The organism is Wenyingzhuangia sp. IMCC45574, assembly GCF_054182685.1.
On sequence record NZ_CM135169.1, the window covers coordinates 306662 to 319741 of the forward strand.

A 13080-nucleotide genomic window follows, 5' to 3' on the forward strand; every position below is an offset into this window, starting at 1 on the left:
TTAGTTTATTTATAAAATTTTATCCAGTCAGGAAGTTTTCCTAGTCGTAGTTTTAGTTGTGCTTCAAACAAAGATTCTGGTTGCACAGGAGTACCAATACTCTCGGCTATTTGTACCTCGTCTGCTTTAAAAGTGGTTCCCGCACCGTGAAAACCAACTATTATGGGCGGTACAATTCTCCAAAACCAAGTATCTGTGGCTATAAAGCGAAAGTCTTTTTCGGGAAGGTCTGTTTCTTTGTAGTTCCACAACACCAAGTAACGGCCGTGGTTGGGTAAGTTAAACCTAGCTCCTCCAGCTCTTCCTGCAAAGAAGCCCCCTTCAACTTTATCGAATAAAGTACATCTGGGTTGCGATGCATGAGCTTCAAAAGAGGTGTGGGCAGGGTATTTAGCTCTCCAAATAACAGTTCCCGTAGTACTACCACCTTCTACACCAACGGCATGATGCATTCCTGCAGTATCGTTTATTTTAGCAAGTAAAATTCCGGTAGAACCTCCACCTGCATGAACCGAAGTATGCCCAATGGCACCTGTTACGGTTACATTTAAAGCTGTACAATAGGCAGATTGTGAAAAGCCTGCAGCTCTACTCACATTTTTAAATGTACAGTCTTTAATCCACGAATTAACACTTCTTGTAATACTTAAAATAGTCCAGCCACTATCGTCTTGTACCGATCTGTGGTGTTTAAATTTCTGAGTCCAGTTTCCTTCAAAACGAATGTTTTCAAAACCAATATTTTTTAGATGCCCAAAGCGGTAAATTTTCCAATGATGTTTGGCTTGTACATCGTAGTGAATAGGACTAACAAAAGTAACGGTGTTTCCTTTTACACTGGCTACTTGTAAGCGTTCGTTAACCATAACTCCTTTGTCTAGTAGTTTGGTCCATTTGGAATCTACTTTTAAAGGTTCTATGTCGTAATGAACTAAGTCTTTACTGTTGTTTTGTACTTTTAGAATTAGCCAGTCTCCTTTTTTAATTCTAGTAGCATCTTTTACCACTATGGTATGCGTTTCCCTTTTAGCATTTGCTATCACAGTCGTCAATAATTGATCTCCTGTTGTTGCTTTGGTTTCAATTGCAGGGGGGGAGCTGTATAATTTTTTAGGATCTTTGGCAGGAAGGTGTTTTTCAAAAAATAGCACACTTCCATTTGCTCCATCACCTTCTCCTCTAAAAACAATATTAGAACTGTTAATTTTAATTGTTTTTAGCACATCTTTTTGGGTGTTTATGTAGTAAGTACCTTTAGGAAAGAAAATAATTCCACTTCCATTTTTTTGTGCAGCTGCAATTGCTTTTTCTACAGCTTTTTTGTCCGATTTTGTGTCGTTAGGAATGGCACCAAAATCTAATACATTAAAGGTTTTGTGGGTTGCAACGGGAATTGCTTCTTCGCTGTATTTATAACCTGCAAAAGAGAAATTAGGCAACACCGTTTGGGTGTTTGTTTTATGGGCTTTTACATAAGCTTTCCATAATTTAGATTCTCCTTTTTGAGCATTTGCAATAAAAGACACAAATAAAAACGCTGTAAGTGTATGGTATAACTTTTTCATGACTTATTGTTTTGCGTTTTCAATTCTATATAAAGCTTCTAGGTAATAATAATCGGCATAAATCAAAGGCACGTCTATTTCGTTGTTGTGCGGAATGCTACCGGTACTGTGTTTTAATAAAAAGTGATTGTTTTCTCCAATTTTAGCAAAATAGGTACTACTGGCCAAAGAGTTCATTATGTTGTTAATATAAGCACTATAAGAGGTTTCTGTATAAGTATCCAATTCAATCAAAGCAGATACAGTAACCGCAGCAGCAGATACATCTTTTGGCTCGTTGGGAATAGTAGCAGCGTTGTAATCCCAGTACGGAATTCCATCACTTGGAATACTTTTATGTTTGGTAATATAAGCGGCTATTTTAACGGCTTGGTCTAAGTACTTTTTATCTTTAGTATATCTGTAACACAGTGTATAACCATATAGCCCCCAAGCCTGACCTCTTGCCCAAGAACTTGTGTGTGCAAAACCTTGAGCAGTATGTTTGTTGCGTACAGCACCCGTTTCTGGGTCGTAATCTATAACGTGATAAGAACTGTTATTTTCTCTGTAGTGATTTTTTAAAGTGGTATTGGCATGTGTGATGGCTATGTTTTTATAAGTCTCATCTCTAGATAGGATAGAAGCTTCGAACAGCAATTCTAAGTTCATCATATTGTCTATGATAACTGGGAATTTCCAGCCTTTTTTAGCTTGCCAGCCACCAGTAACATCCCAACTTTTAATACAGCCTACAGTTGGGTTAAAACGAGTAGAGAGTGCTTTAGCAGCATCAATAAGAACTTGTTTAAAAGAGGCATCATGTGTCATACGATACCCATTACCATACGAACAGTTAAAAACAAAACCTAAATCGTGATTAGAGGTTAGGTCTTTGTGCGATTTGTAACTATTTTGAAAAAAGATGGCATGTTCCTTCCACTTTTCATTTTTTGTCAATCCATATAAATACCAACACGATCCTGGAAAGAAACCTTCTGTCCAGTCAAATTTACCATTGTGCGTAAAATGCATTGTCCCATCTTTTGCTTCTGTTCTAGGAATTCTATTGGTTTCTTTAGCATGGTTTGCCAATAGCGTAAATTGTTGTTCTGCCAGAGCAATTTGTTTTTTTTGAGGGCTTTCTTTGCTGCAAGAAATAATACTAGCTAAAGAAATGGTAAATAAAATTCGTTTAATGGTTTTCATATATTATTTAATTTGGTTTAAGGTTTGAGAGAGGAGTTTCTTATAATCAGTTCGGTTTCTAAGACTTGAGAGGAATTTTCTAGCGAAGCAATTTTATTTTCAATGCGATCAATTAACAATTCACAAGCAATAATTCCCATTTTAGAATCGGGCTGATTGATTGTGGTAAGGTTGGGTTCTATAACACTAGAAATAGGGTCGTTGTTAAAACCTACAATGGCAATGTCTTCTGGAATTCTAATACCATTGGCTTTAAAATATTTAATGGCACTAATTGCAGAAGTATCATTAGAGGCATAAATACCATCTATTGTACCCATTTCTATAATTTTTTTGGCAAAATTTTCTCCATCAACTTCAGAAAGTTGTGCTTCAAAAATATAATCTTCGTTAATGGGGATATTATTGTCTTTAAGAGCTTGTAAATAGCCCTTTTTACGGTTTTTATACAAGTCTATTTTCTGAATTCCAGAAAAGTGAGCTATGTTTTTACATCCTTGAGAAATAAGGTGTTCTGTGGCTTTGTAACTAGAATCGTAATCGTTAATGGTAATAGAAACCGTGTCTTTTAAGCTAACGGGTCTATCGTAAAAAACAATGGGACCTCCGTTGTTTTGGTAATTTTCTAAATGCTTGTAATGCGTGGTTTCCATAGAAATGGACATTAACAAGCCATCTACACGATTGGATAAAAAAGTGGAAACCAACTTTTGTTCTCGCTCAAAACTTTCAAAAGTCTGACCAATTACAACATTATACCCTCTTTCATAAGCTGTTTCTTCTATTCCAGAAATAACAGAAGAGAAAAAGTTTCTAGAGATTCTAGGAACAATAATCCCAATGGTATTTGTTTTACTGGTTCTTAGGTTAGAAGCTAGTGTATTTTTTTGATAACCAAGTTCTTGTGCTTTTTTTAAAATACGCTCCTTAGTCTCCTTAGAAACTCTAGGACTATTATTTAAAGCTCTAGATACAGTAGAACTGTCTATTTTTAATGCTTTAGAGATATCGTGTATGGTAGGTTTGTTTGTTTTCATATAAAATGAATCTTGTAAATAGATTTAATTGCTTTGATTCATCGAAGTTAAATATATAAAATTAAATCGAAAATACAATCGATTGTATTTTGGTAAATATTTACTACTTTTACAAAAAGTAATCAAAAACTATACAACCATGGAGAAAAATTTTGAGACAAGATATGCAGCTTCACCAAGAGAAGTTAAGCAAATGGACACTCAAGAGTTAAGAGATGAATTCTTAATAGAGAAACTATTTATTGAAAATGAAGTAAAAATAGTTTACTCTCATTATGATAGATATATTATTGGAGGTGTAATGCCAGTAGACAAAGATGTAGAGTTAGAAACAGTGGATGCGTTAAAATCTACTTATTTCTTAGAAAGAAGAGAGTTGGGGATTATTAATGTTGGGGGTAAAGGAACCGTAGTAGTAGACGGTGTTTCGTATGTAATAGATCATAAAGAAGCGTTGTATGTAGGAAGTGGAAACAAAGAGGTGGTGTTTTCTAGCGAGTCGTCATCGAGTCCTGCAAAGTATTATATAAATTCTACGCCTGCACATCAATCATTTCCAATTAAAAAAATTGGCTTAGACGATGTAGAAACAGTAGAGTTGGGTTCTTTAGAAACTGCCAATGCAAGAACAATACGCAAGTATATTGTAAACAGTGTAGTAGATGTATGTCAGTTACAAATGGGAATGACTACCTTAAAAACAGGAAGTGTATGGAATACCATGCCAGCCCATGTACACGATAGAAGAATGGAGATTTATTTTTACATAGATGTTCCTCAAGATCAGGCTGTATGTCACTTTATGGGTCAGCCAACAGAAACAAGACATATATGGATGGCAAATGAGCAAGCGGTTATTTCTCCACCATGGTCAATTCATTCAGGTTCAGGAACGTGTGCGTATACATTTGTATGGGGAATGGCTGGTGAAAATTTAGATTATAGCGATATGGATATGTGTAATATCAACGAATTGAGATAAAAAAGTAACAACGAAAAACCAATAAAAACATGTCAATTAATTTATTTGATTTAAAAGGTAAAGTTGCTTTAATTACAGGGGCAACACATGGCTTGGGAATGGCAATGGCTACTGGATTAGGAAATGCAGGAGCTACCATTGTTGTTACAGGAAATTCTTCTCAAGACAAATTAAACAAAGCCGTAGAATACTATAAAAGCTTAGGCTTAAATGTATTTGGTTATTTGTTTGATGTTACAGATGAGGAGGCTGTTAAGCAACATATTGAGCAGATAGAGAAAGAAGTAGGTGCTATAGATATTTTGGTAAATAACGCAGGAATTATAAAAAGAACTCCATTGGTAGAAATGGAGGTTCCAGATTTTGAACAAGTTATTAAAGTAGATTTAGTTTCGCCATTTATTATGTCTAAATACGTAGTAAAAGGTATGATAGCACGAAAATCTGGAAAGATTATTAATATTTGTTCTATGATGAGTGAACTAGGTAGAAACTCTGTAGGTGCTTATGCAGCAGCAAAAGGAGGTTTAAAGATGTTAACTCAGAATATGGCAACGGAATGGGCTAAATTTAATATTCAAACCAATGGTATTGGCCCAGGTTATTTTGCAACCAGTCAAACTGCACCTATTAGAGTAGATGGAAATCCTTTTAACGATTTTATTGTAGGAAGAACACCTGCAGGAAAATGGGGAGATCCAGACGATTTACAAGGAGCTGCTATCTTTTTAGCTTCTAATGCAAGTAATTTTGTAAATGGTCAGGTAATTTATGTTGATGGAGGTATTTTAGCTACTATTGGTAAACCATCTAATGAAGATTAAAGTTATGTCGTGTAAAGTATTCAATAAGGGAGTGCTACTATTGTTTGTTGGTTTTATGTCTTGTAAGGCACAACAGAACATTATTGTAGAAAATAATTTAGACATGGTCCGTTCGTCTGAAGTGATTGCATTAAGCAAATCTTTTTTAAATGTTAAGAGTCTTAATGGATTAGGGCTTCAAAACCAACAAACAGGAAACTTAGAAGTGATTCAGTTAGTAGATGTGAATGGTGATGGAGTACAAGATGAGTTGTTGTTTCAACCAACCATTCAACCAAATTCTAAAGCTACGTTTACCATTGTAGCCAAGGCTGGTGATAAGTTACCAACTGCAGAGAACCTTTGCTATTCTAGATTTGTACCCGAAAGAACAGACGACTATACTTGGGAGAATGATAAAGTTGCCTTTCGTGTTTTTGGGCCTACAGCTCAGAAAATGAAAGAAGACCACGTTAAAGGAGGAACTCTTTCTAGCGGAGTGGATGCATGGTTAAAACGCGTAAGTTATCCAATCATCAACAAATGGTACAAGAAAACCTTGGTAGACAAAACAGGGAGTTACCACGAAGATACTGGAGAAGGGTTGGATAATTTCCATGTAGGTGTTAGTAGAGGTGTAGGAGGATTGGCTGTAAAAGACCAAGGAGCCTATTTCTTTTCTAAAAACTATACAGCATGGAGAACCATTACTACTGGACCATTAAGAACCTCTTTTTACTTAAAGTATGCAGATTGGAAGGCAGGAGATAAAACCATTACAGAGTATAAGGTTATTACATTAGACAAAGGAAATAACTTGTCTAAAGTTGAAACTTTTGTAACTGGAACATCAGAGATTTCTGTAGGATTAACGCTACATAAGAAAAAAGGAAAGGTTGAATGGGATGTTAAACAAGGTTGGATGAGTTACTGGGAGCCTTTACAGGATTCTGAATTAGGTACCGGAATAGTGGCAGCAGGAGATGTCTTTTTAAATCAAGAGACTTACGATGTGGATAAGAAAGATTTGTCTAATGCTTATGCAGATTTAAAAGTTGTTGATAAAAAAGTAACTTATTATACTGGTTTTGGATGGAAAAAAGCAGGTGAATTTACGAATCAGCAACAATGGAATGCCTACTTAAAGAGCTTTAAAGAAAAGTTAAACTCTCCTTTAAAAGTAACTTTAGAATAGTAACTACATATTTAGGATTACCCCTGTAGATTCTACTCTTTATAGAGTTAAACTATTAGTAATAGCGAATAGGATCTATAAATAGTAAAGCCACCTGTTATACTACAGGTGGCTTTATCATTTTTAAGAAGTTTTATTATTTAGTTACTCCTAAATAATCTAATCTTCTTACTACTTGTGGCTCTTTCATAGCCGTAGTTAATTTGTCTTTTTCAAGGTTAAATTCATAATCGAATCCGTCTTGCATCACTACAATTGAATTCAAAATTAACAAAGCCTCGTTAGGATCTTTAGTATCATATAAAGCTTGAGACATTACTTTAACAGGATTTTTCTTTCCAATAGCTCCTAAGAATTCTGCAGCTTTAGCTCTGTTAATGTATTGGTCATCATTTTTAGCCATTTTAATCGCCTCTTTGCAGTACTTTTTAGCTTCTTTACCAAAACTAGTACATGCATTTAAAGCCCAATATCTTTCCCAAGGATCGTTAGAGTTTAAGTATTGTTTTAATTTCCCTTTAGCACTGTCAAAATCTTCTAAAGCCAAGTTAGCTACATTTAAATATCTTTTAATGTCTGCTTTATGAGCTTTTCCAAAAGCTACAGGGTTGTCAAAAGCATTCTGAATTAAGTAAAATTCAGGATACAAAGCCAAATCGTTAATGTTTTCCATTTTATTAACTAACAATCCTCTCAATTCTACTAACTTTTCTTTGTAAGCTGGGTCTTTAGATAAATCATTTACTTCATACGGATCTGCTTCAATATCATATAAAGCTTCAGCAGACTTCGTATTAAAGAATTGAGATTGTACATCGTTTAATTTTCCAGCTTCGTTTAACTCACTCCATTCTTTGTAAGCTAACTGCTTGTAACGGTAATTGTTCATTAATCCGTCAAAGTTGATTGGTTGGAAATGTCTTAAGTACTTGTATTTTCCTTTTCTGTACCCTCTAACCATATCGTATTTCTCATCCATTCTGTCAGAATAAGTAAATACTTCATCTCTACTTTCTACTTCTTCTTTGGTTACATTTTTACCTAAGAAAGGTTTTCCATCAATTCCTTTAGGAGGAGTAATTCCGGCAATGTTCATTAAGGTAGCACCAAAATCTATAAAACTTACAAAACCACCATTTCTAGTTCCTGCCTTTACATTAACTAGATGCTTGTATTTTTCTGGAATGTAAACTACTAAAGGTACTTCTACACCTACTTCTTGTATATATCCCTTACTACCAGGCAATACACCTCCATGATCAGAGTAGTAAAAGATAAATGTATCGTCCATTAATCCTGCTTTTTTTACCTCGTCAACAACTTGACCTACCTCTTTGTCCATTTGACGAATCTTGTCTCTGTACCAAGCACTCGTAAACTTCATTAGTTTAGTCTTTGGGTGGTTTGGTTGAATAAAACACTCTTCTGGATTGGTAATGGTTTTTTTATTTTCAAAGTCCTCTTGCTTAAAGTGGATTCTACTTTCGTGTGAAGTATTGATGTTAAAAACATGGAAGAATGGTTGTCCTGGTTTTCTGTTTTTCCAGTGTGCTTTTTTAGAAGAAGCATCCCAAACATTGTCTCCTTTAATAATGTTGTAATCTTCTTTGTAACAGTTGGTTGTGTAGTAACCAGCGGCTTTTAAATAAGCAGGGTACATTTCTACTCCCGTTGGCATGGGTACTTTTTGCAATCTTCTGTGGTAATGAGATGCTGCTCTAGGACCATAAACACCAGAGATTAAGGTAGAACGTGCCGCACTACAAACTGCCGCATTAGAAAAAGCATTGTCAAAAATAACTCCTTGTTTCGCTAATGACTCAATATTAGGAGTAGGAATCCCGTTTTTGTCGAATAATTTTAAATAGTGTTTAGAGTTATCCTCAGAAGTTACCCAAACAATATTTGGACGACCTAATTTTTCTGTTTTCTGAGCATAAACTTTAAAAATAACAATTGTAAAAAGTAAAGCTAATTTTAATTGTTTCATGTCTTTTTTAAGTGTTTATATTTTATAATACCAGCCTGTGCTAGTGGTAGTGTTACTCTCACTACAAAGCTAAGTTTAGCTTGCAAGATAAGAAGTAATATTATTCATTTTAAAAACACATATGTCTAATTTGATATTTATTGTATAGAAAAAAGCTGAATAATGGTGAAATCAAGTACATATGGTGTTATAACTAAAACATATGTAACCATAAATTGGACATTTAACACGTGTAAATATGAAACGTAGATATACTTTTGTTTTAGAAGATAAATAGGCTTCTATAAATATCTCAAATTAATTAAAATCGTTTCGATGAAAGTAAAGAATATCATTTCGTTTTTTATGTTATCTGTGTTGTTTTTAACCAGTGCAGATGTAATGGCAAAAGACCCAGTAAAACCCAATATTGTAGTTATCTATTTAGATGATTTAGGATATGGAGATTTAAGTTCCTATGGTGCTACAGAATTAAACACTCCTAATATGGACGTGTTGGCTAATGAGGGAATTAGATTTACTAACGGATATGCAACGTCGTCTACTTGTACACCTAGTAGATATGGTTTGTTAACGGGAACTTACCCTTGGAGAAATAAAAAAGCAAGAATTTTACCAGGTTCTGCACCATTAATTATCAAAACAGATCAAGAAACATTGCCTAAAATGTTACAGAGAGCTGGTTACAAAACAGGTATTGTTGGTAAATGGCATTTAGGGTTGGGTGATGGTAGCTTAGATTGGAATGGTAAAATTACTCCAGGACCAAGACAAGTTGGTTTCGACTATTCTTATATTTTAGCGGCTACTCAAGATCGTGTACCTACCGTTTATATTGATAACGAGAGAGTTGATGGTTTAGATCCTAAAGATCCAATCAAGGTGAGTTATAAAAAGAACTTTCCAGGAGAACCTACAGGAAAAGACAATCCTGAGTTAACTAATTTAAAATGGCATCATGGACATAACAATAGTATTGTGAATGGAATTCCAAGAATTGGATATATGAAAGGTGGTGAAGCTGCAAAATGGTCTGATATTGATATGGCAGATCACTTTTTAAAGAAAGCACAAGCCTATGTAAAGAACAATAAAAAAGAGCCTTTCTTTTTATACTATGCTTTACAACAACCACACGTGCCAAGAACTCCACATCCTCGTTTTGCAGGAAAGTCTGGAATGGGACCAAGAGGAGATGTTATTTTAGAAGCAGATTGGTGTATTGGAGAGTTTTTAAAAACTTTAGAGAAAGAGGGTGTGTTAGAGAATACATTAATTGTCTTATCTAGTGATAATGGACCTGTATTACAAGATGGTTATTACGACGATGCTATTTTAAAATTAGGGAACCATACACCTGCAGGAAAACTAAGAGGAGGAAAGTATAGTTTGTTTGATGGTGGAACAAGAGTACCATTTTTAGCATATTGGAAAGGAACTATTCAGCCAAAGGTTTCTAATGCATTGGTTTGTCAAATGGATTTATTAGCTTCTATGGCTGCTTTGGTAAATGGAAAAGCAGCGCAAACAGATAGTCAAAATATATTACCTGCTTTATTAGGAAAAAGTAAAAAAGGGCGTAAAGAATTAATACTAGAAGCGAATGGAAAAACTCGTTACAGAACTGGAGATTGGACCTTAATTCCTCCATACAAAGGAGCTTCTTTAAGTTGGCATTCTGTGGTAGAAACGGGTATTTTACAAGAATTCCAATTATACAATCTTAAAAATGATTTAGGTGAAACAAAGAACTTAGCGAAGTCGAACCCTAAAACGGTTAAGAAGTTATTAAAGAAGTTCGAAGCGATTAGAGGTAAAGACTACTCTAATATTCAAAAGAAAAAATAATGAAGAAAATATTTATACTAGGAGCACTGTTCATAAACAGTGCTCTTTTTGCTCAAAGCTATACCACCAAGCCTTTTGTAACTCCAGAGGCTGAAGCTAAGGTAGATGCTATTATGGCTAAGATGACTTTGGACGAGAAAATTGCTCAGATTACGGGAACTCGTTTAAGAGAAATTATGGTAGATGGAAAGCTGTCTATTGAAAAATGTAAAGAGCATATTCCTTATGGAATTGGGCACTTTTGTCAGTTTTCTACAGGACAAGCTTTAGAGGCAGAGGAATTGAGAGATTTGGTGAGAGAAGTACAAAACTATTTAACAAGTCAAACTCGATTGAAAATTCCAGCAATTTTTCATGAAGAAGCCATTACAGGGTTTGCAACATTGGGAGCGACTACCTTTCCACAGCAAATTGGAATGGGGTGTACTTGGAATCCAGAGTTGATTGAAAAAAACACACAGTCTACCGCAAAAAACATGCGTGCTGCAGGTGCAACATTTGCCTTGTCTCCTATGTTAGATTTAAGTAGAACGGCTCATTGGAACCGTCACCAAGAAAGTTATGGAGAAGATGCTTATTTAACCTCTAAAATGGGAGTGTCTTTTGTAAAAGGTCTACAAGGAGAAGACTTAAAAACAGGAGTTGCTGCTACTGTAAAGCATTTTGCTGGTTATGGAACTAAAAATAACGATTCTAAAACCTTATATGAAGAGTATTTAATGCCACACGAAGCTTGTATTAAAGTGGGTGGAGCTAAAAGTGTAATGCCGTCTTATGGAGTGTATCGTTCGTTGCCAATTTCTGTAAATCCAACCATGTTAGATAAAATGTTACGTACAGAATTAGGGTTTGATGGATTGGTGGTTAGTGATTATGGTGCTATTAATATGGTCTATAAAAAATACAAGCAAGCACCAGATTTTATGACTGCAGGTGCTATGGCGATCAATGCAGGAGTTGATATTGAATTATCTGCTCCTAAAACATTTTTAGAACTAAGAACAGCGATTAAAAAAGGATTGATAACAGAGGCTACTATTAATCAGTCAGTAAAAAGGTCTTTAATAATGAAGGCTAGATTAGGTTTGTTAGATGAAGTTCCTACTATAGGGAAAGATGGAGACTTAGATTTTGATCCTAAAGAAAATAGAGTATTGGCATATGAGTCTGCTGCTCAGTCTATAGTATTATTAAAGAATAATGGGGTACTTCCTTTAAAAAAGAATGTAACTAAGATTGCACTGGTAGGACCAAATGCTGCTACAACGCAAGGTTTGTTGGGAGATTATACCTATCAGGCAATGAGAGCTTTCTGGAAAAGTGAGCAGTACGATGCATTAAATCCAAAGTTGGTTACTTTTAAAGAAGGGCTAGAAAATAGATTGCCAAAATCAGTAACCATTCAACACGAAAGAGGTTGTGATTGGAGTGCAGGATTAGAAGCTAAAATTGACAAGAGTGGTTTTGGAGATAGTCGTCTAGGAAAACTAAAGCTATTAACAGTAACAGGTTTGCCACAACCCAATTTAGAGAATGCAATTAAAATAGCCAAAGAGAGTGATGTAATTATTGCCGCAATGGGAGAAAATATCTCTTTAAACGGGGAAGGTAGAAGTAGAAAAGGAATTGGTTTACCTGGAGATCAGGAAGCGTTTGTAGAGAAAATGTTGGCTACAGGAAAGCCTGTTGTTTTGGTATTGTTTGGAGGTAGACAACAAGTTATTTCTAAGTTAGAAGGAAGATGCGCTGCTATTATAAATGCATGGTTTCCTGGAGAAGAAGGAGGAAATGCTTTAGCAGATATTATTACGGGGAAAGTTAATCCTTCGGGTAAATTATGTGTTACGTATCCTAATACACAAATTAGAGAAGAGGTAAACTATCAGAATGGTTACAGCAAAGAAAATTGGCCATTGTATCCATTTGGGTATGGATTGTCGTATACTTCTTTTCAGTATTCTGACTTTAATATAAAATCTAAAGCGAAAGCAAATGGAAGTAGATTTAAAGTTTCTGTAAAAGTTAAAAACACAGGAAAGGTAGACGGAACAGAAGTGGTTCAGTTGTATGTATCTCCAGTAAGTAAAAATTCAACCATGAAAAAAATCCAACTAAAAGGGTTTAAAAGAGTTGCTTTAAAGGCTGGAGAAGAGAAAAAAATAACGTTCGAAGTTTCTCCGCAACAATTGGTGCAATACAAGAGCCGTAAGTGGATTGTAGAGGAAGGTATTTATGAGTTTAAAATTGGTGCTTCTTGTATAGATATCAAACAAAAAGGAAAGATTCAGATAACCGGAGGGGATCTGATTTTAGAAAAAGGAAGACAAATTTTCTTTTCTAATACTCTAATAAAGTAAGCATATAAAATCTATTTTTTTAGTTTTTAAAAAGGCTCTAATCTACTATAGATTAGAGCCTTTTTATGTATTGATGAGTGCTGTGTCTAGTTGCTTAAAGTGCTGTAAAAACCAT

The 13080-nt window shown here is 34.9% G+C and carries 9 protein-coding genes; 5 read left to right on the forward strand and 4 right to left on the reverse strand.

The window, feature by feature from the left end; genetic code table 11:
• Nucleotides 1-5: 5 nt before the first annotated feature.
• From ACXHHC_RS01520 to ACXHHC_RS01530, 3 genes are read right to left on the reverse strand one after another with little or no spacing between them, the layout of a single operon-like run.
• A complete protein-coding gene (locus ACXHHC_RS01520) occupies nt 6-1565 on the reverse strand; it encodes a DUF4955 domain-containing protein (RefSeq protein WP_458227886.1) in 1560 nt (519 codons plus the stop codon).
• A 3-nt stretch (nt 1566-1568) separates the two neighbouring features.
• Entirely contained in the window at nt 1569-2753 is a 1185-nt protein-coding gene (locus ACXHHC_RS01525) for a glycoside hydrolase family 88 protein (RefSeq protein WP_458227887.1), read from the reverse strand.
• 17 nt (nt 2754-2770) lie between these two features.
• Nucleotides 2771-3790, reverse strand: a complete 1020-nt coding sequence (locus tag ACXHHC_RS01530) for a LacI family DNA-binding transcriptional regulator (RefSeq protein ID WP_458227888.1) — start codon at nt 3788-3790, stop codon at nt 2771-2773.
• 139 nt (nt 3791-3929) lie between these two features.
• On the opposite strand from ACXHHC_RS01530, the gene kduI reads away from it, so the two are divergent.
• Genes kduI through ACXHHC_RS01545 form a run of 3 tightly spaced genes read left to right on the forward strand, consistent with a single transcriptional unit; the run spans nt 3930 to nt 6770 of the window.
• Nucleotides 3930-4772 carry a 5-dehydro-4-deoxy-D-glucuronate isomerase gene (kduI, locus tag ACXHHC_RS01535; RefSeq protein ID WP_458227889.1) on the forward strand — a complete coding sequence of 281 codons (843 nt, stop codon included), beginning with the start codon at nt 3930-3932 and terminating at the stop codon, nt 4770-4772.
• A gap of 29 nt (nt 4773-4801) precedes the next feature.
• Nucleotides 4802-5596, forward strand: a complete 795-nt coding sequence (locus ACXHHC_RS01540; RefSeq protein WP_458227890.1) for a gluconate 5-dehydrogenase — start codon at nt 4802-4804, stop codon at nt 5594-5596.
• Entirely contained in the window at nt 5586-6770 is a 1185-nt protein-coding gene (locus ACXHHC_RS01545) for a DUF4861 family protein (RefSeq protein ID WP_458227891.1), read from the forward strand. Before ACXHHC_RS01540 ends, ACXHHC_RS01545 begins: the two co-directional genes overlap by 11 nt.
• A 136-nt stretch (nt 6771-6906) precedes the next feature.
• Here the strand turns inward: ACXHHC_RS01545 and ACXHHC_RS01550 are convergent, their stop codons facing one another.
• A complete protein-coding gene (locus tag ACXHHC_RS01550) occupies nt 6907-8760 on the reverse strand; it encodes a sulfatase family protein (RefSeq protein WP_458227892.1) in 1854 nt (617 codons plus the stop codon).
• Between the two features lie 345 nt (nt 8761-9105).
• Here ACXHHC_RS01550 and ACXHHC_RS01555 point away from each other — a divergent pair, with 345 nt between their 5' ends.
• Together ACXHHC_RS01555 and ACXHHC_RS01560 are read left to right on the forward strand one after the other, a co-directional pair.
• Complete coding sequence (locus tag ACXHHC_RS01555; RefSeq protein ID WP_458229215.1) at nt 9106-10608, forward strand: sulfatase family protein; 1503 nt, start codon at nt 9106-9108, stop codon at nt 10606-10608.
• Nucleotides 10608-12965 (forward strand): glycoside hydrolase family 3 N-terminal domain-containing protein, encoded by a 2358-nt coding sequence (locus tag ACXHHC_RS01560; protein ID WP_458227893.1) that lies wholly within the window; start codon nt 10608-10610, stop codon nt 12963-12965. Before ACXHHC_RS01555 ends, ACXHHC_RS01560 begins: the two co-directional genes overlap by 1 nt.
• Nucleotides 12966-13080 lie beyond the last annotated feature (115 nt).